This window comes from Thermus brockianus (assembly GCF_021462505.1).
Lineage (GTDB): Bacteria > Deinococcota > Deinococci > Deinococcales > Thermaceae > Thermus > Thermus hydrothermalis.
The window spans coordinates 314573-336280 of the sequence record NZ_JAKEDV010000003.1; the positions used below are offsets into that span (position 1 = coordinate 314573).

The 21708-nt window shown below is 61.7% G+C and carries 35 protein-coding genes; all 35 read left to right on the forward strand.

Annotation, left to right across the window (positions count from 1 at the left end):
- Positions 1–19: 19 nt before the first annotated feature.
- Positions 20–1069 carry a hypothetical protein gene (locus LXN00_RS05700; protein WP_234506041.1) on the forward strand — a complete coding sequence of 350 codons (1050 nt, stop codon included), beginning with the start codon at positions 20–22 and terminating at the stop codon, positions 1067–1069.
- A 46-nt stretch (positions 1070–1115) separates the two neighbouring features.
- Positions 1116–2231 carry a hypothetical protein gene (locus LXN00_RS05705; protein WP_234506043.1) on the forward strand — a complete coding sequence of 372 codons (1116 nt, stop codon included), beginning with the start codon at positions 1116–1118 and terminating at the stop codon, positions 2229–2231.
- 56 nt (positions 2232–2287) lie between these two features.
- Positions 2288–4630, forward strand: a complete 2343-nt coding sequence (locus LXN00_RS05710; RefSeq protein WP_234506149.1) for a type IV secretory system conjugative DNA transfer family protein — start codon at positions 2288–2290, stop codon at positions 4628–4630.
- A gap of 49 nt (positions 4631–4679) precedes the next feature.
- A complete protein-coding gene (locus LXN00_RS05715; protein ID WP_234506046.1) occupies positions 4680–5093 on the forward strand; it encodes a hypothetical protein in 414 nt (137 codons plus the stop codon).
- 2 nt (positions 5094–5095) lie between these two features.
- A complete protein-coding gene (locus LXN00_RS05720) occupies positions 5096–5326 on the forward strand; it encodes a hypothetical protein (RefSeq protein ID WP_234506049.1) in 231 nt (76 codons plus the stop codon).
- Positions 5289–5747, forward strand: a complete 459-nt coding sequence (locus LXN00_RS05725; protein ID WP_267962625.1) for a lytic transglycosylase domain-containing protein — start codon at positions 5289–5291, stop codon at positions 5745–5747. The genes LXN00_RS05720 and LXN00_RS05725 overlap by 38 nt, the downstream gene beginning before the upstream one ends.
- On the forward strand, positions 5747–6439 hold the full coding sequence (locus LXN00_RS05730) for an ArsR family transcriptional regulator (RefSeq protein ID WP_234506056.1): 693 nt from the start codon (positions 5747–5749) through the stop codon (positions 6437–6439). The genes LXN00_RS05725 and LXN00_RS05730 overlap by 1 nt, the downstream gene beginning before the upstream one ends.
- A gap of 127 nt (positions 6440–6566) precedes the next feature.
- Positions 6567–7385, forward strand: coding sequence for an ATPase, T2SS/T4P/T4SS family (locus tag LXN00_RS05735; protein ID WP_234506059.1), 819 nt, complete (start codon positions 6567–6569; stop codon positions 7383–7385).
- A 221-nt stretch (positions 7386–7606) separates the two neighbouring features.
- Positions 7607–7867: a hypothetical protein gene (locus LXN00_RS05740; RefSeq protein WP_234506062.1), complete on the forward strand. Its 261-nt coding sequence runs from the start codon at positions 7607–7609 to the stop codon at positions 7865–7867.
- Positions 7868–7976: 109 nt separating this feature from the next.
- The gene (locus tag LXN00_RS05745; protein ID WP_234506065.1) at positions 7977–8339 is read left to right on the forward strand and encodes a hypothetical protein; all 363 of its coding nucleotides are present in this window, start codon (positions 7977–7979) and stop codon (positions 8337–8339) included.
- A gap of 302 nt (positions 8340–8641) precedes the next feature.
- Positions 8642–9136 (forward strand): hypothetical protein, encoded by a 495-nt coding sequence (locus LXN00_RS05750; protein WP_234506068.1) that lies wholly within the window; start codon positions 8642–8644, stop codon positions 9134–9136.
- 102 nt (positions 9137–9238) lie between these two features.
- Positions 9239–9478 (forward strand): hypothetical protein, encoded by a 240-nt coding sequence (locus LXN00_RS05755; protein WP_234506071.1) that lies wholly within the window; start codon positions 9239–9241, stop codon positions 9476–9478.
- A 53-nt stretch (positions 9479–9531) separates the two neighbouring features.
- Positions 9532–9723 (forward strand): hypothetical protein, encoded by a 192-nt coding sequence (locus LXN00_RS05760; protein ID WP_234506074.1) that lies wholly within the window; start codon positions 9532–9534, stop codon positions 9721–9723.
- A 3-nt stretch (positions 9724–9726) separates the two neighbouring features.
- Positions 9727–10845: an AAA family ATPase gene (locus tag LXN00_RS05765; RefSeq protein WP_234506077.1), complete on the forward strand. Its 1119-nt coding sequence runs from the start codon at positions 9727–9729 to the stop codon at positions 10843–10845.
- A gap of 9 nt (positions 10846–10854) precedes the next feature.
- Positions 10855–11997 (forward strand): DUF2201 family putative metallopeptidase, encoded by a 1143-nt coding sequence (locus LXN00_RS05770; protein ID WP_234506080.1) that lies wholly within the window; start codon positions 10855–10857, stop codon positions 11995–11997.
- A 53-nt stretch (positions 11998–12050) separates the two neighbouring features.
- Positions 12051–12299 carry a hypothetical protein gene (locus tag LXN00_RS05775; RefSeq protein WP_234506083.1) on the forward strand — a complete coding sequence of 83 codons (249 nt, stop codon included), beginning with the start codon at positions 12051–12053 and terminating at the stop codon, positions 12297–12299.
- Between the two features lie 80 nt (positions 12300–12379).
- On the forward strand, positions 12380–14245 hold the full coding sequence (locus LXN00_RS05780; RefSeq protein ID WP_267962626.1) for an ATP-dependent helicase: 1866 nt from the start codon (positions 12380–12382) through the stop codon (positions 14243–14245).
- Between the two features lie 191 nt (positions 14246–14436).
- A complete protein-coding gene (locus tag LXN00_RS05785) occupies positions 14437–14673 on the forward strand; it encodes a hypothetical protein (protein ID WP_234506086.1) in 237 nt (78 codons plus the stop codon).
- Positions 14670–14954, forward strand: coding sequence for a hypothetical protein (locus LXN00_RS05790; RefSeq protein ID WP_234506090.1), 285 nt, complete (start codon positions 14670–14672; stop codon positions 14952–14954). Before LXN00_RS05785 ends, LXN00_RS05790 begins: the two co-directional genes overlap by 4 nt.
- Positions 14902–15216, forward strand: coding sequence for a hypothetical protein (locus tag LXN00_RS05795; RefSeq protein WP_234506093.1), 315 nt, complete (start codon positions 14902–14904; stop codon positions 15214–15216). Before LXN00_RS05790 ends, LXN00_RS05795 begins: the two co-directional genes overlap by 53 nt.
- Positions 15200–15472: a hypothetical protein gene (locus LXN00_RS05800; protein WP_234506096.1), complete on the forward strand. Its 273-nt coding sequence runs from the start codon at positions 15200–15202 to the stop codon at positions 15470–15472. Before LXN00_RS05795 ends, LXN00_RS05800 begins: the two co-directional genes overlap by 17 nt.
- A 54-nt stretch (positions 15473–15526) precedes the next feature.
- The gene (locus LXN00_RS05805) at positions 15527–15997 is read left to right on the forward strand and encodes a Rad52/Rad22 family DNA repair protein (RefSeq protein ID WP_234506099.1); all 471 of its coding nucleotides are present in this window, start codon (positions 15527–15529) and stop codon (positions 15995–15997) included.
- A 42-nt stretch (positions 15998–16039) separates the two neighbouring features.
- On the forward strand, positions 16040–16348 hold the full coding sequence (locus LXN00_RS05810; RefSeq protein ID WP_234506103.1) for a hypothetical protein: 309 nt from the start codon (positions 16040–16042) through the stop codon (positions 16346–16348).
- A 26-nt stretch (positions 16349–16374) separates the two neighbouring features.
- Positions 16375–16524 carry a hypothetical protein gene (locus LXN00_RS05815; RefSeq protein ID WP_234506106.1) on the forward strand — a complete coding sequence of 50 codons (150 nt, stop codon included), beginning with the start codon at positions 16375–16377 and terminating at the stop codon, positions 16522–16524.
- Positions 16521–16934 (forward strand): hypothetical protein, encoded by a 414-nt coding sequence (locus tag LXN00_RS05820; protein WP_234506108.1) that lies wholly within the window; start codon positions 16521–16523, stop codon positions 16932–16934. The genes LXN00_RS05815 and LXN00_RS05820 overlap by 4 nt, the downstream gene beginning before the upstream one ends.
- Before the next feature lie 55 nt (positions 16935–16989).
- The gene (locus tag LXN00_RS05825; RefSeq protein WP_234506110.1) at positions 16990–17238 is read left to right on the forward strand and encodes a hypothetical protein; all 249 of its coding nucleotides are present in this window, start codon (positions 16990–16992) and stop codon (positions 17236–17238) included.
- 512 nt (positions 17239–17750) lie between these two features.
- Positions 17751–18422 (forward strand): hypothetical protein, encoded by a 672-nt coding sequence (locus LXN00_RS05830; RefSeq protein WP_234506113.1) that lies wholly within the window; start codon positions 17751–17753, stop codon positions 18420–18422.
- Between the two features lie 224 nt (positions 18423–18646).
- Positions 18647–19045 (forward strand): hypothetical protein, encoded by a 399-nt coding sequence (locus tag LXN00_RS05835; protein ID WP_234506116.1) that lies wholly within the window; start codon positions 18647–18649, stop codon positions 19043–19045.
- Positions 19046–19605: 560 nt separating this feature from the next.
- Positions 19606–20064, forward strand: a complete 459-nt coding sequence (locus LXN00_RS12805) for a hypothetical protein (protein ID WP_418952986.1) — start codon at positions 19606–19608, stop codon at positions 20062–20064.
- A 10-nt stretch (positions 20065–20074) separates the two neighbouring features.
- Positions 20075–20407 carry a hypothetical protein gene (locus LXN00_RS05845; protein ID WP_234506123.1) on the forward strand — a complete coding sequence of 111 codons (333 nt, stop codon included), beginning with the start codon at positions 20075–20077 and terminating at the stop codon, positions 20405–20407.
- Positions 20397–20651: a hypothetical protein gene (locus LXN00_RS05850; protein WP_234506126.1), complete on the forward strand. Its 255-nt coding sequence runs from the start codon at positions 20397–20399 to the stop codon at positions 20649–20651. The genes LXN00_RS05845 and LXN00_RS05850 overlap by 11 nt, the downstream gene beginning before the upstream one ends.
- Positions 20652–20662: 11 nt before the next feature.
- Complete coding sequence (locus LXN00_RS05855; RefSeq protein WP_234506129.1) at positions 20663–20944, forward strand: hypothetical protein; 282 nt, start codon at positions 20663–20665, stop codon at positions 20942–20944.
- 3 nt (positions 20945–20947) lie between these two features.
- Positions 20948–21298, forward strand: coding sequence for a DUF4326 domain-containing protein (locus tag LXN00_RS05860; protein ID WP_234506133.1), 351 nt, complete (start codon positions 20948–20950; stop codon positions 21296–21298).
- The gene (locus LXN00_RS05865) at positions 21282–21464 is read left to right on the forward strand and encodes a hypothetical protein (RefSeq protein ID WP_126248164.1); all 183 of its coding nucleotides are present in this window, start codon (positions 21282–21284) and stop codon (positions 21462–21464) included. Before LXN00_RS05860 ends, LXN00_RS05865 begins: the two co-directional genes overlap by 17 nt.
- 7 nt (positions 21465–21471) lie before the next feature.
- On the forward strand, positions 21472–21594 hold the full coding sequence (locus tag LXN00_RS12635; protein ID WP_267962627.1) for a hypothetical protein: 123 nt from the start codon (positions 21472–21474) through the stop codon (positions 21592–21594).
- The last annotated feature ends 114 nt before the right edge of the window (positions 21595–21708 follow it).

Here is a 21708-nt window from a genome sequence, read left to right on the forward strand (position 1 = left end):
GCGTGGTGTAGGGGTTCTGTTGGTCTTTCTCTTGGCCTCCTTCGCTCCGGTGAAGGCCGGAGGGGGGGGTGGAGGGAACCCCTTTTGGAACACCCTGGATCAAGTGCTGAGGACAGGGTGTGGCTACACCTACACTTTCAACTTTGGGGGCAACTGGGAGTGGATCTGCTCCCTCAGCTCCATTTACAAAAACATCCGTTGGATTTTGGACAACATAAACGAGTACGGACAGTCGATGGTCTTTGAGATGTTCACGGGGGTTCTCGAGGGAACAATGCAGTCTTTGGGGCTCGCGATCGGTCCTGAGGTGAACAACTTTGCCCAAGAAATTGACGATGCGATCAGGACTGTGCGCATGGCACCGACTAAGCTCAGGCAGGCTATTGCCCGGGCCATGGTGGAGGACGCGAAGCAGAAGTACCTGAATAGCGGGAAGGACTTTCCCCAAGGTTCAGGGCAGAAGTCTTTAGCGGACAAGGAAGACTCCTCCCCCACGGTCTTGATAGGGAAGATCACCGAGTTCCTTCGCAACCTGAAGAGAGGACTAGCCGTAGGGGGGTTCACCTCGGGGCTTGCGGAGGCGAACCAGAAGTTTGAGGACAGCAAGAGGGCTCTAGAGGAGGGGACTCAGCTGGCGACTAAAATGCTGACTCCGAGGGAAGCCGAGGCCGCCACCGGGGGTGTGGTGAAAAAGGGCGTAGCGGACGACCTGATCGACCGGGCCAAGAGTGCGGCTTCTAGCCGGGAGGTCTTGGAGCTTGCTGTGGAGGGGATAGCAAACCTCTTGAAGCTTGAGGCGGCCATGAATATCGCCACCGCCAGCCAGATCAACCAGCAACTCCAGGCCCAGCTCCTCTCTAACAGCGGGCTTACCGCCCTGTACGATGTGCTCGCGGAACAAGCAGAACAGGAAGCGGGAGACGCGGAAGCCGCGCTTCAGGTGGCGGCGATGGCCGTGGACGATGTGGTCCGTGACAGCGTGCGGGAATACGACCAGATGAGCCAAGTCTTCGATTCCCTTTCTACCATGGTAGACAACGTGCCAAACCTCGGGGATTATATTGAGTAGGAGGTGAGAGCTCGTGATCCCCGGGTTACCGGACTACAGCTACTTTGTGAGCCAGGTGGTGCAGACGGCCCACTCTGTGGGGCTGATGGGGTGGTTTTGGGGGATATCCTGGGCGCTTCTGTTGCTCGCCTTTGTGTTTTCCGTAGCCCAGCTCCTCATGGGGAACAGGTTGGGTTTTCAGCTGGGGCTAGTTCGGGTCATGGTGGCCTTGGCTCTGCTGACGATCCTTAGCCGTCCCGAGGGAGCAGTAGCGAGGGCGCAGTTGCTCACCCTTTGGAGTGACGCTCACAAGTTCGTGGCCGGGAGGACGGTTCAGCCCATCGCCAACGATTTCTCCAACTGGATGGTCAACATCAGGGACGCGACCAAGGGAGCCTTAGAGGGGCTTGGCCTTATGGCGATTGGTGGGACGGCGGTAGGGGTTGCTGGGAAGATGGGGATCAAGGGAGCTAAGGCCGTCTTGGACTATGCCACGGAGTTGCGAGGGAAGCTGGGGTCAGCCACAAAGGGAGTGGGAGTTACGGGGGCGTTTCAGCGGACGGCCACCGTGGGGAGGTACATGGGGTGGGGGGTTATGTTCCTAGTCGTACCGTATATCGCGGCCATGGTCCTTTCCGGGCTCATGGCGTACTTTGGGATAGCCCTGATGCCTCTTGGAGTGGGGCTTTTAGCGGTAGGGAATAACCGTCTTCTGGCCGCTACCTTTTCCCTTTACCTCAGCGGGGTTGTTCTTGGGGTGATCGCTCCCATGGTGTTTGCGGCAAGTGTGAGGACGGCGGGACAGATCACCTACGCCCAGGTCTACCGACAGCTCCAGGAAGCGCAAAACCTCGCAGTTCAAGCCGCGAACGAATTTGCCGTTCGGTCTCAGGAGATGCGTGTTGCGGCAGAGCAGTATGCCGCCGAGATGACGAAGACCGACCCCAACAAGAGCAAGTGGCAAACGTTCGTTGACTCCATTGGGGACAAGCTAGCCCAAGCTCGGCAATGGGTGAGCGACAAGGTGAAGATCGTGACTCAACCGATTGACGCGCTGGCCGGGCGGATCGCCGGGTTTCTCGTGACTTCCGTGATCTCCCTGCTCGTCTGGATTATCAGCTTCGGGTCTTTGATCTACGCTTCCAGCCGGGTGATGAACGCGTTCGCGGGGATTAGGCTGTGAACGGGGTTCAAGACCGCAAGAAGTGGGTAGCCTTATTCCTGGTCAGCGTGGTTCTGATGCTAGCCGGGATAGGTTACGGGGTCTACGGCATTTTCGCGGGGTTTGGGCGCATCGTGGGGGAAATGGGGCGGTCCGGGGTAAGTGTTCTCGGGTGCTTGCAGAACCGTGAGTGCACCCGGTGGTTCAACGAGCGCCTGGCCCAGGAGTTCAACTACGACTTTGTATACTGGCTTCTTCCCCTGATGCCCCTGGCCGCCCTCGCTCGAGTGCGGATGAACGAGAAGCCGAGGAAGGCCCCGGGCGCGTCCCGGTACGCCACAGCCCAAGACGTGCGCGCTTACCTCGAAGGGGAGCGAAGCGGGTGGCTTGGGATCTTCCAGGGGAAACCCCTTCGCTATCCGAAGGAGTTGCGTTTCGGCCACACTCTCGTCCTCGGGCAACCGGGGGCGGGGAAGACGAGCCGCTTCTACGAGCCCAACCTCCTCATGGATGCTTTGGACGGGAACAGCGTGGTGGTGGTGGACCTGAAGTGGCCGAACCTTCAGGGTTTCCCCCGCTTCCTTCCCCTTTTGGAGACCACGGGGCACCGCATTGAGCTATTCCTTCCCTACGAGCCGGGGACAAAGAAGCTACCTCTGCTCCGGGACGCTTCGGATCCTCTGGTGGCGATGGAGATCGCGGAGGGGATTATCCCCGTGGACCAACGGGCTACAGCCATGACCTACTACAAGGACCAAGAGCGAGCTATTCTTGCCACCCTGATTCGCCTCGAGGCGACCATCGGGGCCGGGTCCATGGGGCGGTTGGTGAGGCTCTTGAAGCAGGGGCCGAAGGCGGTGAAGGAGTTCGTGGACGAGCTGGGCGACCAGAGGGCGAAGGAGGAGATGGGGTTTTTCTACGAGCTTACCCCCAACCAGCAGACGGGGTTGGTGGCGGGGCTGGTGGGTAAACTTCAGCCCTTTGACGACCCGAGGTTGGAGCGGGCTACGAGTCGTGGGTTGCCTCACGAGGAGATTGACGTGGCTGAGGTGGCCCGCACTCCGACCTTTCTCTACATCGGCATCCCTCAGGACCAGCTGATGGAGGGGGTGGGGCAGGTCTTTCTGCAGATGGTGGTGCGGTACATCAACCGGACGCTTCTGCGGGAGGCGAGGCACCACGGGGGGAGGTGTCCTGTCCCGGTGATTATCTACATGGACGAGTGGGCAAACCTGGGTTACCTCCCCGGTATGGACGTGATGCTCGCCACGGTGCGGGAACGGCGCATCGCCTATATCCTGACCCTGCAGAACCTCAACCAGGGGATCAAGGACTACGGTGAGGCGGAGTTCAAGGCCATCGTGAACAACCTGAACCATTGGGTGCTCTTTCCCCAAGCGGTGTCCTTGGACGACAGGAAATACATCGCGGAGTTTCTGGGTGAAACCACGGCTTACGAGAAGACCGTAGCCCACGGGTGGAAGGGGGTAGTTCCCATTTTTGATCCAAGGCTTCAGGTGGCAGAGAAGGAGGTGGCCCGGCTACTCCTCTCTCCGGTGGAGATGAACTCCTTTGGGGAGGGGGAGGCGTTGGTCCTCGGTCCTCGTCTGTACCCTCTGCGCACCTGGTTGCCTCGGTTGGACGAACCTACCATTGGCGGGTACAGAAATCCTCTGTACGCCTACGGAAAACACCTTCAGAAGCTTCGGGAGTCCCCGGACGAGGTGATCGCCGCCGTGGAGAGGCACCTGCTTCCCCAGGAGGAGGGAAGCGAGGGAGTTCCCCATGTGCCCGAGGTGCGCTTCCGGGATTGGGTGAAGGCGGTGGTGGACGGGGAGTATCCGGTGCGCCTCTTCCGGGATCCGAAGACTCTTGCTCTCACGAAGGTCCATGTGGACAGGGAGGCTTTACCGGAACCTTTAGCGACACCCGCCTTTCTTCACGAGTGGAGGAGGAACGGGTGGGCGCGGTTTGAGAAGAACGACAAGGCCATCGCCATCACCCTGAAGGGCCTCGAGGTTCTCTCTGCCGAGGAGAAGCTTCGCCTGGAAAAGCTCGGGTTGGCCTGGCGGATGGCGGAGTGGGCCAAGGAAAACCAGCGGGTCATTGCCGGGCTCGGGGAGGAGGTGACGACCCCCATGGCCTACTTCGAGAAGGCCGCCTTGGTGGTCCCCGAAATGGCCCTCAAGGACATCTTTGGCGAGGAGCTTCCCAGGGTGAGGGAGCTTCTGCAACCTCAGCGCACCCGGCGCAAAGGGGTGGAATCGGTGAAGCTACCCGCCGTGGTAGAATATCTGTGGGATAGTAAGGTTCCTCAACCTGAAGAGGACAAATCCGCTGGAGATGGCAAGGGTAAGGGCAAGGAGCGTTCTAAGGGGTCTTCTAGTGGGGGCAGTCCTGTGGACTGGCTCTTTGAGTAAGGCGTTTTCGTGGGAGTCGTTTACGCCGTTTGTGGAGCGTGGGGGTACCGTGCTTGTGGTGGCTCCGGTGTTTCGTGAGGAGGCGTTGATGCGGGCGGTGTGGGAGAACGTGAGGGCCAAGCGGGGGCAGGTGATTTTGGTGACGAGCTTTGAGGCCGTTAGGGATCCGGCTTCATACTTTTTGTCTCTGTTGGCTTTAGGAGCGAAGGCGTACCTGGTTCCTTCTTGGCCGCTGAAGCCTGAGGGATCTTTTGTGGTGGTAGACGGGAAAAAGGGGGTGATGGGGCCTTTGGTTGCGGGTTTCGCTGATCCAGAGGGGAAGACGCGGGAGTTCAGGGAAGACGAGGTGGCGAAGTGGTATTCGTACGGGTTTGCCCTGGCGCGAAGTGGTGTGCCCTTTGAGTACGACGCTCAGGGCGCGGCGTTGGCGCACATCCTGAGAAGGTTGGGGTTCGGGAGGTAGCGATGGAGTTTCCTCTTTGGGGCAAGGTCGTCCTCTGGGTAGGCGTGGTGTTCGTCTTTTTCCTGAACCTTTGGTACACACCTTATGCGGTTTTGGTAGCGTGGGCCGTACCGAAGCTCTGGGACCGTTGGCACCGTCACCTCGAGGTGATGGAGGAACTGGTCTACCTCTTGGGGGAGAAGAAGGAGCGCGGGCATGAGGAAGTCCGTGTTTCTTCTGACTCTCTTGAGTAGCGCGGTGGCCTGTGGCTATATCCCCCAGAGCCTCTGGGCGAAGACCTGGGAGTACGCCCGGGCCTGGGGGGTGGACCCCTACCTGGTGGCCGCCGTGGTGTGGGTAGAGAGCGGGTACTGCCCGGGCGCGGTAGGGCGGGCCGGAGAGGTGGGTCTGGGCCAGTTCATGCCGGGGACCTGGCAGAGAACCACGGGGGCTCCCGTGGAGTGGCGGGCCCACCCCGACTGGGCGCTCTGGGCTGTAGCGAAGCACCTCCGGGAGCTTTACTTCGCCGTTGGAGGTGACTGGAGGAAGGCCCTTTGGGCCTACAACGCCGGGCTCGGAGCGGTGAGGAGAGGGACCATTCCCGCCTCCACCCTCCGGTACGCCGAAAAGGTCTTAGCGGTCTACCGGAAGTTCAAAGGGGGTGGTTCGGGATGATGCGGAAGCTCTTAGCGGGGCTTTTAGTCTTCGCTTACGCTTTTGCCTTGGTGATGTCTACCGGGCACCTTTCGGAGTGGTATGCCTTGATGCTCGGGAGTTTACCGGGGTGGTTTGCGGTGGGCTTAGCGGCGGCCCTGGAGCTTTCGGCCTTCCTGCTCTCCCTGCTCAGCAACAGCCTGTTGCGGGGGTCCGGGTGGGCAAACTATGGTGCGCTCACGGCTCTAGGGCTGGTGTGGGTGGGCAACTTCTTCTCCATGAGCCGGGCGAACACCGGAGTCCCCTCTTACGAGGTCTTCCTCGCCTCTCTTTTTGTCCCGGTGTCTACTTACGTGGTAGCTAAAGTGCTGGGTGAACTCTTGAGTTTACCTAAAGGGGAAGAGAGGGCGGTGGAGCAACCTGTAGCGGTAAACCCGGTGGTGTACCCGAGGGAGAGTGAGGAAGACGAGGAACCAGAGGTGGAGGTAGAGAGGGAGCAGATCCGTTTTGACCGGGTGGTGGAGAGAGTAGAGGTACGCCGGAACACCCGGGAGGTCTACCTGAAGCTTCTAGAACAGCCAAGGACGGCGAAGGAGTTGATGGATCTTCTTGGGGTGACGAAGGCGGCGGTCTACAAGCAACTCCGGGCCTTAGAGGAAGAGGGGTTGGTGAAGCGTGAAGACGGCAGGTGGGAGGTGGTGAAGCGTGGTTGAAGAGAAGGAGTTCTTTGATCGGATCGAACGGGCAGAACGGCAGGGGTTAGAGCGTCTTCTCTCGTACTTTCCGGCGTGGATCCGTAGCCTCATCACAGAGGACGTGGAGGGGACGGAGGAGGTTGCCATGGACCTCGATCGTCCCCTGGTGATACGGCGGCGGGGGGAGCAGTACCTTTACCGCGAAGTTTCCGCCGCAGACATCGAATACTTCTACAACAAGGTGGGTTCTTTCCGGCCCAACGGCAGGGCGGGTATACCGGGTACGCTCCACCGGATCTCGGTGATCCGGGACTCGGACGACCTGGCGATTGGGTTCACCATCCGGTTTGGGCGGGCGATCCCGGGCATCGCTAAGCCCTTGCAGAAGTGGATTTCGGGGCGGGACTCGGTACTCATCATCGGTCCTCCTGGAGTAGGGAAGACCACGCTTCTCCGGGGTATCGTGGAGGAGAAAGCGAAGGTCTTGAAGGCCAGGCTGGTCATCGTGGACACCTCCAACGAGATCGCCGGGGACGGCACGGTGCCGCACCCCATCATCGGTTCGGCACGGCGGATGATGGTGGGGGACCCGCGAAAACAGGCATCTATCATCATGCAGGCCATCACCAACCACTCGCCGGAGACGATCGTGGTGGACGAGATCGGCTACCACGACGACGTGGCCGTCCTGGAGACGGCCAGGAGAAGGGGTGTGGACATCGTAGCCACCGTCCACGGGGAAGACCTCATAGACGTACTGGAAAACCCCGTCCTCAAACCCCTCCTCGGCTACCCCGACCTGGAACACGGGAGAAGGCTCACCCGCCCCTCCTTCCGCATCGGCATCGCGGTCCTCGCCAAGGGGGTCTACAAGGTCTACCCCGACTTCACCCTCGCCATCGACCAGGCCCTCCGGCGAGAAGACCCCGAAGGCGTGGTGATAGACACGAGAGCCCAAAGATAAGGGAAGTGGTATAATCCGTTTCAGACTTTTCTGGAACGGAAACGGCTTAAAAGCGGAGGCTCCCCTCTGAAGACGGCGTAAACGCGAGGGGAGCCTCACCCTTTTCCTCCGTGGCGTTGATTGTATTTTCNCCCGGTGAACCACCTGGCGGGTACCCCAACGATAAACCCCGGTCACTCCCCGGTGGGCCGCCCCAGACCAAGAGGTGAAGGAGGTAAACGATGACGAAGGAAAACCTGGTCAAGATGACCTACGAGGTCATCCCCACCAGCGGCGGACTCGCGGTCTTTCAGGTTCTCGCCCCCGAAGACATCCTCGGCCTCGAGGCCGGGGACCTCGCGAAGACTACGGTGGTCCTTCAGGCCCTACTCAACAGGCTCGACCTTGACCCCGAAGAGAAGGCGGCCCTGGAAAAGACTCTGGAAGTCATCCGGTACCTCAACGAGGGTAAGGTAGACCCGGTAGAACTCTTCCTCGGATAGAAAAACACGGGGCGGCCCCTGGTAACCCACCCACCGGGTAACTCCACAGTAAACCTCGGTGTACCACCGAGGGGCCGCCCCAGACCAAGAGGTGAAGGAGGTGAACAAAATGAAGATCGTGAACCTCACACCCCATGACCTGACGGCGTATCTCACGGACGACACGACCCTCACCATCCCCGCTTCGGGGACGGTGGCTCGGGTGGCCCAGGCCTACACGCCTCTGGGCACCCTGGACCTGGGTAATGCCCAGGTGCCCCTGGTGGCTACCACCTTTGGAACTATCCAGGGACTCCCGGACCCCCAGCCAGGGGTACTCTACGTTACTTCCGGGCTCGTGGCCCAGGCCGCGTGGAACCTGGGCCGAACCGATGTGTTGGCCCCCGACACCGGATCGGGAGCAGTCAGGGACGACCAGGGCCGCATCCTCGGGGTGAAGCGATTCCTCGCCCACCCCGGCCTGAAGCTTTGAGCCCCCTCATCAGGGGGCTGAAGGCCCCAAAAAGGAGGGAAAGTATGAACTGTAGTTGCCTTTGCCCGACTTGCGGAGCCCCCGCCGACAACGGCGGGGGGTTTCCGTGCTCCCGGTGCCTCTCTGGGGGGTACTACCTCACCCCCCGGGGCACCCTGGCGTTGACCCCCAGGCCCGGGTACACCGGGCCTTACTACGGGGGGGACACCCAAGGGACCGGCACCTGCCCCCTCTGTGGGGGCACCTGCTACCTCCCCAACCTCCAGGGGAGGTAGCCCCAAGGAACCCAAGGAGGAAAAGAGATGAAAGCTTACCATGTGGTCCTCTGGGGGGAAGGCCCACTCCGCAAAGAAGCTTTTCATCCCCCCCGTCCAGGAAAGCCCCCCCTATGGAAACCAAGTGGAGGACTCTGGCTCTCCACCTGGAAAAAAGGGTGGGGACCAGAGTGGGGGATCTGGTGGCTCCTTCACTACCACACCCCCTCTCTAAAAGACCTCCAGGCCCCCGTCTGGGAAGTAGACCTAAAGGGCCTCACCCTCCGGAAAGCAGGACTCACCTTCCCGGACTTCTCGGACCCCAAGGTGGACGGCTGGATTGTCCTCCCAAAAGCTCTCGAAGCCGCCCACCGAACTCTACCTGAGAAGCAACAAGCAAAACTTCCTAAATGGTGGACCGCCTGGGACGTGTCCACCGTGTGGCTCAGAGTGTGGCCGGAAGGCCGCATCCGCTTCCTCGGAACCCTGGAAGAGGTGTGCCCGAAAAAAGCAGTCCAGGCCCTTAAAACCGCCCTCGAATAAAAACACGGGGCGGCCCCCGGTCAACACCCCAACGGGGGCTTCACCGTAAACCCCGGCATACTCCGAGGGGCCGCCCCAGACCAAGAGGCGAAGGAGGTCAAGATGAAGGTCTACTTGACCACCGGAAGGACAGTATTCAAAGGCCAAGAACTCACCGACAAGCAGGTCACCTACACCATCTGGAACCTCGGGGAAGTCTACATTGACCCCCGTGCCCTTCAGGACGGCACCGTGAGCCTCGAGGACATCCCCCGGGAAGTCACCGTCCACTTCACCCCCGAACCCCCGGAAGACGCTCTCGTCCTCCTCCCCTCCCCTCGGGGGTGGCGCGTCAAGTCCTGAAACACGGGGCGGGCGGAAGCCCGCCCCAAACCAAAAGATGAAGGAGGTAAACCATGACGCTAGGAAAAGCCCTCATCACTCTCCTCGGAATAATGGCCCTCATCGGATCAGCCCTCTTGGCACGAAACTGCACCCCCTCCCCGGCTATCCTCCCTAACTTGTGTGGCGACCCTGACTTCCACGCCATGGTCCCCATCCTCGCCCTCGCTCTTGCCCTTGCCTTCCTCGACTTCGCTAGGAGGTAAACCATGTTCAGGGAACAGGTCTTGGCCCTCTACACCTCACTTGTAGCGGACATCCCCACCCTCCTTTGGGGACCCCCGGGAACCGGAAAGACCGCTACCGTCACCTACATCGCCAACAAGCTCGGGTGGCACCTGGAAGTCCTCATCGGAGCCACCCGGGACCGCACCGACTTCGGGGGCTTCCCCCGCATCACCCCCGAAGGTGTGGTCCTCGAACCCTTCCCGTGGCTCTCCCGCATCCTCCAGGCCGCGCAAGAGGGGAAAACCGCACTCCTCTTCCTAGACGAGTTAACTTCTGTGCCGGAAGACGTGCGTCCCCCTCTCCTCAGAGTCATCAATGAACGCGTGGCCGGAGACACCCCCATCCCCGCTCGCATCGTGGCCGCCGCTAACCCCGAGGAACAGGCCGTGGGAGGCCTCCCCCTGGAACCCCCCATCGCCAACCGCCTCCTCCACCTGGAATGGCACCTCTCCCCCGAAGAGTGGGCCAGGGGAATGACCGAGGGGTGGAACTCCCTCTATCCACCCCTTCCTAACCTCCCGGCCCCCCACGTCCTCGACCAGCACCTAGAAGAGGCCCGAAACCTCGTGGCCCTCTACATCCACCGCAACCCCGCCCACGCCTACAACCTCCCTAAAGGGCACGAGGCCTCCCGGGCTTGGCCCTCCTACCGCACTTGGGACATGGCCGCCCGCTTCCTCGGAACCGCACGCGCCCTCGGACTCCCCGAAGAAGTCCAGGTCCTCGGTGTGGTGGGGGCCGTGGGAAAAAGCGGCTACGCCCTCATGAGTTTTCTTCGTGACCTTGACCTCCCAGACCCCAGGGAGGTCATCAAAAACCCCACCCTCGTCCCCTCCCGGGACGACCGCGCCTTCGCCACCCTCCACTCCGTGGTCTCCACCCTCGCCCACGAGTGGACCAAGGAAAACTTCTACGGAACCTGCCGCGTCCTCAACTACATCGCCGAAGAAGGAAGGGCCGACATCGCCGCCCCGGCGGCGGGAAGACTCATCCGCCTCTACGGAGAGGCCCGCAAGGCCCGCAAGCCCACGTGGGAGTTTCCCCAGGAGTTCATCCGCGCCTTCCAACACCTCCTCGAAAACATGGCGAAGGCCATGTAGGAGGCGACCATGGACGAACGCATCCGCACCGCCCGCGCGGCCATGGTGGCGAAGTTCCCCTACTTCGCCCCTATGGCCTACACCCTCACCCTCGTGGAAACCCGCCTGGTCCCCACCATGGCCGTAGACCGCTACGCCCGCCTCTACTACAACCCTGACTTCCTTGCCACCGTGGACGACCGCCAACTGGTGGGCCTCATGTGGCACGAGGTCAACCACCTGGTGCGCGACCACCCAGGCCGGGGTAAACCCCTCCACGACACCGACCCCAAACGCACCATGGTGGCCGCCGACCTCGAGGTCAACGACGACGCGGAAGAAGCCGGGATCACCCTCCCCGAGGGGGGTGTCTACCCAGAAACCTTCCGCCTCCCACGGGGTAAGACCCTGGAGGAATACTTCGCCCTCCTGGAAGGTAAGAAGCTCCCAGACTTCCCCCACGGCTCCAACACAGGAGGCGAAGCCCCGTGGGAACTACCCCCCGACCACCCCGACTACCCCGGAACCCCGGAGGCCGCCCTCGAAGTCGCCCGAAGACAGGTGGCCGAAGAAGCCCAGAGGGCGGCAGAGGGGAAAGGAAGAGGCACCGCCCCCGCAGGCCTCCGTAGGTGGGCCGAGGCCTACCTCAACCCCAAGGTGGACTGGAGAAACCTCCTCCGACACACCATCCGCAGAGCCTACGCCGACCTCTCCAAAAAGTCCCGGCCCACCTACGCCCGCCCACACCGCCGAAACTACGCCTACCACCCCTTCGTCCTCCCAGGACACTACGGCCTACGCCCCAAAGTGGCCGTGGTGATAGACACCTCCGGCTCCGTGGACAGGGAACTCCTGAACCAGGCCCTCTCCGAAATCAAGGGCGTTCTCCGCGTCACTAAAAAGGTCCAGGTCTACACCGTGGACGCGGAAGTCCACACCGCCCAAACCGTCTTCCGCCCGGAAGACATCACCCTCCTCGGAGGCGGAGGAACCGACATGGGCCAGGGCATCCACCGCGCCGTCCAGGACGGACACACCCTCGTCATCGTCCTCACGGACGGCGAAACCCCTTGGCCCGAAACTCCACCCCCAGCCAGGGTTATCATCGCCCTGCTCCGGGACCAACCCTCTTGGCCTACCCCATGGTGGGCGACCACCGTGGAGGTCAGGTGAAACACGGGGCGGCCAGAGGCCGCCCCAGACCAAAAGGTGAAGGAGGTGAAAACATGAAAAACGGCAAGAAGAGCAAGGTCACCCAGGAGTACCGCGTCTTCGTCACCCGGGAGTACGGCGAAGAGGAAGACCCCAAGACCTACTGGATCCGCGTGGGCACCGCCTTCCAGTACGAGAGCGGGGCCATCGTGGTCCTCCTCGATGCCCTCCCCAAGGACGGCAAGCTCACCCTCCTCCCCCCCCAGGACACCGAGGAGGACGAGGACGAGGACGACTTCCAGCCCCGCCGTAAGCGGAAGTAGACCTACCCCCCTCGACCCCCCCCCCCCCCCCCCCCCCCNGGGGTTCCTCAACCCTAGTAAAATCACCACGGAGGTTCCCCATGCTCAACCCGGAGCAAGAAGCGGTAGCCAACCACCTCACCGGACCCGCCCTGGTCATCGCTGGACCCGGTAGCGGCAAGACTCGCACCGTGGTCCACCGCATCGCCCGCCTCATCCACAAGGGCGTGGACCCGGAAAATATCACCGCCGTCACCTTCACCAAAAAGGCCGCCGGGGAAATGCGCGAACGCCTCGTCCACCTCGTGGGCGAAGAGACCGCTACCAAGGTCTTTACCGCTACCTTCCACTCCCTCGCCTACCACGTCCTCAAAGACAACGGAACCGTTCGCGTCCTCCCGGCGGAACAGGCCCGCAAACTCATCGGGGAAATCCTCGAAGAACTCCAGGCCCCCAAGAAGCTCACCGCCAAAGTCGCCCAGGGAGCCTTCTCCCGCGTGAAGAACTCCGGCGGAGGACGGCAGGAACTCATCGCCCTCTACGCCGACTTCTCCCCCTACATCGAACGCGCGTGGGACGCCTACGAAGCCTACAAGGAAGAAAAGAGACTCCTCGACTTCGACGACCTCCTCCACCAGGCCGTCCACGAACTCTCCAACGACCCGGACCTCCAGGCCCGGTGGCAAAACCGAGCCTGCTTCCTCATCGTAGATGAGTACCAGGACACCAACCTGGTCCAGTTCAACCTCCTCCGGCTCCTCCTCACCCCGGAGGAAAACCTCATGGCCGTAGGCGATCCCAACCAGGCCATCTACGCCTGGAGAGGCGCGGACTTCCGCCTCATCCTCGAATTCAGGAAACACTTCCCCAACGCCACCGTCTACAAGCTCCACACCAACTACCGCTCCCACAACGGCATCGTCACAGCGGCAAAAAAGGTCATCACCCACAACACCCAGCGGGAAGACCTCGACCTCAAAGCCCTCCGGAACGGCGACCTCCCAACCGTCATTCAGGCCCAGTCCCGCGAAGACGAAGCCCTCGCCGTCGCGGAAGTCGTCAAACGCCACCTGGACCAGGGAACCCCCCCGGAGGAGATCGCCATCCTCCTACGCTCCCTCGCCTACTCCCGGCCCATTGAAGCTACTCTAAGGCGCTACCGCATTCCCTACACCATCGTAGGCGGCCTCTCCTTCTGGAACCGCAAAGAAGTCCAGCTCTACCTCCACCTCCTCCAGGCCGCCAACGGGAACCCCGAAAGCACCGTGGAAGTCCTCGCCTCCCTCGTCCCAGGCATGGGGCCTAAAAAGGCCCGCAAAGCCCTGGAGACGGGAAAGTACCCAAAGGAGGCCGAGGAAGCCCTCCAGCTCCTCCAAGACCTCCGCGCCTACGCCGGAGAACGCGGCGAACACCTCGCCTCCGCCGTACAAAACACCCTCCACCGCCACCGCAAGACCCTGTGGCCCTATTTGCTTGAACTTGCGGACGGCATAGAGGAGGCCGCGTGGGACAGGTGGGCTAACGTAGAAGAAGCCGTCTCCACCCTCTTCGCCTTCGCCCACCACACCCCGGAGGGCGACCTCGACACCTACCTCGCCGACATCCTCCTCCAAGAAGAAGACCCCCAGGACTCCGGGAACGGCGTGAGGATCATGACCCTCCACGCAAGCAAGGGCCTGGAGTTCACCGTGGTCCTCCTCCCATTCCTCGTGGAAGGCACCTTCCCCTCTTGGCGTAGCGCCCAAAACCCCGCCACCCTCGAAGAAGAACGCCGCCTCTTCTACGTGGGCCTCACCCGCGCCAAAGAACACGCCTACCTCTCCTACCACCTCGTGGGCGAAAGAGGCCCCACCTCCCCCTCCCGCTTCGTCAGGGAAACCCCCGCCACCGCCATCCACTACAACCCCACCATCGGCTACCAGGGCAAAGAGACCGACACCCTCACAAAACTCGCCGAACTCTTCTGAAAACACGGGGCGGCCCTTTAGGGCCGCCCCAGACCAAAAGGCGAAAGAGGGTGAAAACATGAAACACAAGCCCATAGACCAAAGGGACTTCACTACCTTCAAGACCCGTAAGGCAGGCCCCCACAAAGACCGCCGCCACAAGCGCAAAACCCCAAGGTGCGTCACCAAACGCCGCGCGTGGGAGGTGGACCATGAATGACCTCATCAACGCCCTCAACACCTTCATCCACCTGTTCCCCTGGGGAAAACGCTTCCTCCTCCTCCTCCATCACCTCAAAAACGCAAAGACTCCAGAAGAACAAGGACGCGTTCGCCTCGCCATCTCCTACCTCCTCGAAGAACTCCGTAAAGAAAACTACGGCCACTACCTCCTCGCGGACGGCCTCTTCACCGCCGCCCGAACCGCCATGGAAAAGGAGGCCACATGAAGCTCTCGGAACTCATACCTCACTACCCCGTGGAGATAGAAATCCTCCTCCAAAACGGGGAAAAGAAGGAGCTTACAGCAAAGAACCTGAAGGAACTCAAAGAGGCCGTCCAAAACCACGCGGAAGAGGCCATCTACATCCTCATCAGCTACACCGACTTCGAGGCTAACCGCGAAAAGTACCGCATTTCCCGCACCACCTTCGTCTTCGTGGAATACAGGAGGGAACATGACCATCGTCCTCAAACGGACCAGCGGAGAGATAGAAGTCTACGGCGGTGAGGCCGTCCTCATCTCCGAAGACCTCCTCCTCAAAAGGGGAGCCCAGCTCTTCGGGGTCACCACCCCGGAGGGCGAGGAGATCTACGAAGACCTCCACCTCGCCCTCACCGCCATCGTCTACGCCCAAATCCTCGGACTTCCCGCCACCCTCACCGCCTACAACCGCGAAATGTTCCCCGTATACACCTACACCCTGGAGGTAAACCATGTACCTGATCTACCCCAACGGTCCTCACCCCGTCCCCGTGAAAGAACCGCCTGAAGGTCTCCTCGCCTACGAGTACCACCCGCCCGACCTCCTCCTCCCCGTGGTGCGCATCGGAAACCGCGTCCTCCCCACGGACCCCGATGGAGTCCTCCGGCGCTACGAAGACCAGCTCGCCGTCTTCTACGACCCCCGCACCATGACCTACGGCCTCGAGGTCTGCAGGGGAAACACCCCGGTCCACCTCAAAATCCTCGCCAAAGGACAAAAGGCCATCCTGAGAGCCCGTCAGACCTTCCTGTCAGGGAACTGAAACACGGGGCGGCCCTAAGGGCCGCCCCAGACCAAAAGGCGAAAGGAGGGAAAGATGAACAAGGAAATCGCACAGGCACTACAGGCCCCTTTCCCCCCCTCCGAGGTCCAATGGAAGGTCCAGACCCGCTCAAAGGACCGGAAGAGGGGGCTCGCCGTGGCCTACGTGGATGCCCGCGCGGTCCTCAACCGCCTCGATGAAGCCGTAGGCCCCGAAGGGTGGTACGACACCTACGAAGTCCTCTCCGACAGGGACACCGAAGATGGCCGCCATGTGGAAGTCAGGTGCCGCCTCACCATCCTCGGGATCACCAAAGAAGACGTGGGCGAAGGCGACTCCCTCAAAGCCGCCTTCTCCGATGCCCTCAAACGGGCCGCAGTCAAGTTCGGCGTGGGACGCTACCTCTACTCCCTCCCCTCCCAATGGGTGGACCTCGATGACGGAGGAAACATCCACCCGAAGGCCCTGAAGAAGCTCCAACAGCTCCTCGTGGCAGAGAACGAAGAGGAGGAAGACGAAATCTGACCCAACCGGGGCGGGGTTACCCCGCCCCCAAAGGAGGAAACCATGAAACCCCTAAAAAGACTCGCAGGCTTCTGGTCAGGTGGCCCCTACTACCTCCTCTGCTCCACCAAAGAAGATAACCCCCTCGCCGAAATCGAGGACATCCGCATCCCCGCCCGAAAGGAAATCCATCCCCTCGCCTCCTTCATCCTCATCACCCCTCCCTCCGACCTCTTCCTGGAGGTAAACGGCGAAACCCTCGATGACGACAACTTCTACCTCGCCGTCCTCCTCGAAGACCACCCCATGACCTTCGCTGAAGCCCTTCAGAAAGGCCGGGTATACGCCCTCTTCCCAGGAGACGGACTATGAACGGAACCGTGCGCACCATAGCCCGAATGAAGGCCCTCCTTGAACACGCCTTGACCGCGCTACGGGAGGGAAAGACCGAGACCGCCGAAAAGCTCGTCCTGGAAGCCCACGCCGCCCTACACGACCTCGTGGACGAAATGCTCTTCCACGGAGAGTGGGTAGAGGAGGAACCATGAACTACACCGCCCACAGCACCCTAATCCTCGGTAAGCCCGCCCTGAAAAGGCTCGGAGCCCTCCTAAAGGCCATGACCTATCCCGAAGACTTCCTCCGGTGGGCCAGGGGAGAACCCACCGAATACCTCCTCGTCTCCTTCCACCAGGGCTACGCCGTCCTCGAAAACCTCCCCGCCGAAGGTGAGGCCACCGAAATCGCCCGCCTCACCCATGGCTTCGCCCTTGAAATCGGCCCGGACTCCGGGGGGCCAGGGTGGGCCTACAACGGCAAAAAGACCGCCCCCTTAGATGCCTTCAACCTCCACAAGGCCGCTAAACTCCTCGAGCAATGGAGAAAGAACACCCCACCCATCGCCTCCTCCAATAAGGGGGCCGAGAAGACCCTCCGAAAACTCCTCGCCGACAAGTGAAAACACGGGGCGGCCCTAAGGGCCGCCCCAGACCAAGAGGCGAAAGGAGAAGAGTATGCGGAAGACCCTAGACCTCCTCAACGACCTGGAGACCACCGCCCGCTACATCGCCACCGAAGTCAAACACCTCCGGGACAACCTCACTAAACTCCCCCCACAAGAAGTCAAACCCTTCCACCAAGACCTCCAAAACGCCCTCGAAACCCTCCGCACCATCGCCTCCCGCCTCTACCACCTCTCCGTCCTCTCCACCAGGGACGAGGACAACTCCGGCCCTAACCTCCGTAAAGAACTCGGACTCTAAGACCCCCGCGGTGGTCCTGCGGTGGTTGCGGTGGTTGGCCGAAACAACCACCGCAGGCAAAAACCGCGTCCAGGACAGCGCCTGCGGTGGTTGCGGTGGTTGCGGTGGTTGTCTACCCCCTTCCTTCTAAAGCTACGGGGGAGAAATACGAGAACTCTTCACAAGCCAGCGGAGACTTTCTTCACAAACTTCCTTGCGGTGGTTGCGGTGGTTCGCCAAGACAACCACCGCAAGAGAAAACTACGTCCACGACAATGCTTGCGGTGGTTGCGGTGGTTGCGGTGGTTGTTTTCCCCTTTGATCTAAAACCCGGAGGGGGATACAAAAGGTCTTCACAAACTTCTCTAGCGGAGATTTTCTTCACAAAGCCCTAAGGTAGGGAACCGCTGAAACCACCGCACGGAAGTGCGGGTATACGCGGGGGAAACGCCGTGAACTCCGCGGAGTGGGTGCGGGCCTACCGGAAGGCAGAGGTGTGGGGGTTTGAGAAACCCCTGTCTTAGGAGGCACCTATGGGACATACGCACTACTGGTACCTTAGGACCAGCGGCAGGGAAGCGGTGGAGAAGAGGCTTGGGGCAATCCTCGAGGACTTCGCCCGGCTCCTTCCCCACCTTCCTCCCCTAGCGGGGCCGGACGGGACGGGGGGGCCGGTTCTCTACCCTCCCGAGGTGGCCTTCAACGGCCCCGCCCCGGAGGACTACGAGTCCTTCGTCTTCCCCTGGTGGGAGGAGAAGAAGGAGTGGTCCTTCGGGTTCTGCAAGACGGGGCCCGACCGGGAAAGTAAGCGCCCCTACGACCTCGCCGTGCGGACTTTTTTACTCCTCGCCAAGCTCCACCTGGGGGACCTCGTTCAGGTGGCCTCGGACGCGCCCCTGGCCGACTGGGCGGAGGCCGCCCTCCTGGTGGAGGGGGTCCTAGCCCTCCCCGTGGACCTCTACGGGCTCCTCGAAGTGCGGCTTCTGGAGGTGGAAGACTCCCGGGGACGGCGCTTCCTCCTGGAGCGGTGGAAAGAGGACGACAGGGAGCTAGACGACTGGCTCCAAGCCCGGGAGCGCCTGGACCAGAAGGGGGTCTTCCCCTGGCCTTTCCGGGGGCCATACCGGGTCCTCGGGGAAGCCCACCTCCCCCAGGAAAAACTCCCCCAGCTCTGGACCAAGGAGGGCTTTTACAAACAAGGGTGAAGAAAAAGCCCCCTGGAAAGCTCCCACCCCCCTCTTAGAAAAGAGGGGTACACAACCACCGCAACCACCGCAACCACCGCAGGCCCCGTCAGGGACGGCACTTTCCCTTGCGGTGGTTGTGGTGAACAACCACCGCAAACCACCGCAACCACCGCGGGGAGGAAACACGGGGCGGCCTATAGGCCGCCCCAGACCAAGAGGTGAAAGAGGAGAGAAGGTGAGCGATGCACGCCGTGGTCAAGACAGAGAGGGGGAGGCCTCGGGTTCTGCAGGTGGGGCTTCGCAACATCCTGAACCCCGTGGAGGGGGCTGTCCTGGTCCCCGTGGAAGACCCGAGGGACATCCGCCCTCTGGTGGTGGTGAAGAACGGCGTGGTGACCGAGACCTGCCCCGGTATAGGTCACCCCGTGGTGGTAGACCTGGACGAAGGCCCGGACACCGCCTACTACGCAGTCGGCGTAGATGAGGCGGAGATCGTGGACACCACGCGCTCTCTACGCAAGGCCCTGGAAATAGCGCGTAAGACCCTGAAGACCGCCACCTGGAAGGTGGACCTGGAACTCCAGGACGCTCACAGGGACACCCTCGCCATCTACACCCTCTACGAAAGGAGGCTATCGTGAAGGTCCAAGCGCAAGCCTTCCGTTCCGCTCTAAAACACCTTCCCACACCCCGCCTCTTGGACTACGTGAACTTTGATGGAGTCAAGGTGTGGACGGGAGCCCTCGACCTCGAAGTCGAGGTGCACGTCGGGGACACCCCCTTCCCCCCCATCGCCTTGCCTCGTAAGCCTCTCCTCGACCTCCTAGAGGGCATGGAGGAAGAAGAGGTGGAGTTCACCCGAGGCGAAGAAGACAAGCTCTTCCTCCGGGTAGGAAGGTTTTGGGGAGAACTCCACGGCGCTCCCCCCATCAAACTCCACATCTTGAAGAGTCTTACCCGAGAAGTCCTTCGGAGTGGGGAAGACCTCCTCGAAGCCCTTCTCAAGGCTCTCTCCCTAGGGAAGACCCTTCTCTTAGTGGGGGAAGAGAAGGTTCGGGTGGTAGCCACAGACGGCTACCGTATCCACATCTACACCCTCCCCGCTCAAGGCCATGTGGAGAAGAACTACCTTATCCCCAATCAGGTCAAGGAAGCCCTCAAAACCTTGGAAGGCCCCGTGGTCCTCCACGAAGCCGGGAGCATGAACGCCCTCGTCCTGGAGGCCCAGAACGGACGCGTGGGCTTCCCTCTCACCAAGGACCAATTCCCCCCTTACGCCAGCGTCCTCCCCACTCAACCTCCCGTGAACACCCTCATCGCCGAAAGGAAGGCCCTCCAAAACGCCCTCAAGCGAGCCCTCGTGGTGGCTCACCCTGAAGATCACCGCGTTCACCTGAAAGTGGAGGACGGAGAACTCAAAGTCCAAGCCCTTGACCACACCCAGGCTCCGATCTCCGAGGAAGTCGTTCCCGGAGAGGGCCAGGGCGAGGTCATGGTCAACGGGAAGTTCCTCCTCCAAGCCCTGGAAGAGTGCAAGGAGGAACGCGTCCACCTTCACCTCCACCCCGGCCCCAAATCCCCCCTCCTGGAAATCAAGGAAGCGGGGTTCTACGCCCTCATGGCCGGGTTGAAGACCGCGACTCCCCAAAACCCAAGCTAAGGAGGTAGTCATGACCAAACTCGAGAACGAAGTGAGGCAGGCCTTTGAGCGGTACCGCAAGGCCCTGGAGGAGGCCCTCGAGGCCACCCTGGAGCGGGCACGGGCGAAGGAGGCCTTGGAAGCCCGCATCGCCCAGGGCCTCCTCTCCGGTGAAATCCAGGGCAAGAACGCCGAAGAAAGGGAGGCCAAGGCCCGCGCCCTCTACGCCGACCTCTACCAGGCCCTGGCCGAGGCCGAGGAGCGCTACCAAAGGGCCAAGACCGCCCTGGAGATGGCCCGGTCGTACACGGAAGAAATGAGCCTTCTCGCGCGACTCATCGCGGAAGTGGACCGTGTGGCCTAGAGTCCTCTACTCCGTTTCGGAATACACCGCGCTCGGCGAACGGATGCTCCTCCCCGAGCGTCAGGCGAAGAAGGACTTGGCTTCTCTCAGGAAGTGGGATCCAGACTGGAAGGTAACCCTGGACGATCTTCCCAGGTTCTACCACGTCCAAGGACCGATCTACACGGACGGGAAAAACTACTACCGGGTGGCCCGTCTCGGGTACCCCTACGACCCCGGCACCTACACCTTCGAACCTCTGTGACGGAGGGAGACATGCACGACCTCCCCGACAAAGCCGCAAAGTACCTTGAGAGCCTCTACGAGGAGGCTACGGCGGCAGGCCGCGCCTTCCGCCGCATGGGCCTCCCCCAATGGGAAGCCCGGCTCAGGGCCTGGGCCGAGGCCGACTTGTGGGGCGGGTTCGCCTCCGCCTACGCCCGGGCCGCCATGGCCGCCTACCAAGGCTCCGACCCTCGGGCGGCCTTCCTAAAGGGACTCGAAACCAAGGCGGCGAGACGGGAACTCCAACAGCTCATCCGCGAACTCGGGGGGTGAACCGTGGAAGTACGCATCGTCAAGGGCGGGCGTTTCGTGAGGCGCGCGGTCTATGTGGGGAGGCCCACCCGCTTCGGGAACCCCTACCGTGTGGAGGAGGTGGGCTCCCACGAAGAGGCCGTGCGCCTCTACCGCGCCTGGTTCCAGGAGAGGACGAAAGACTCCCGCTTTCTCGCGGCCCTGGAGACCCTGTACCAGAGGCTCAAACGGGAAGGCGTCCTGACCCTTTCCTGCCATTGCGCCCCTAGACCCTGCCACGCCGAGGTCATCGCCGAGTGGCTGGCAGAACGAGCCAAAGGAGAAGGACTAAAACTGACCATCGCCAAAGGAGGTGAACATGCGAGCGAAACGTGAAGCCCTCACCGTGGTCTACCGGACCCTGCTCCTCACTCTCCACCGTCTACACCAGGCAGACCCCGACAAGACTCAAACCGCGGTGTTGGTGGCCCTGGCTGACAAGACCCGGGAACTCGCCCGGTTGACCCACCAGGTTCCGGTACGGACTGAAAACCGGGCGTGAACACGCCGTGACGAAGGAAGACCTCGTTCAAGTCATCGTAAACGCCTTAGACCTCGCCATCCTTCTCGCGGGAGCGCTGGTCATTACACTGACCCTCGCCCTCTACCTCGTCTATAGAGAAGAGAGGTGACCATGGGGAAAAACTCACACCCTCTGCTTTCGACAACTTATACCCTTCGTTTGCTACCTCAAAGCTCCACCCCCGCCATCTTCAGGAGAACCCGACTCCGGATGAGGTTGTGGG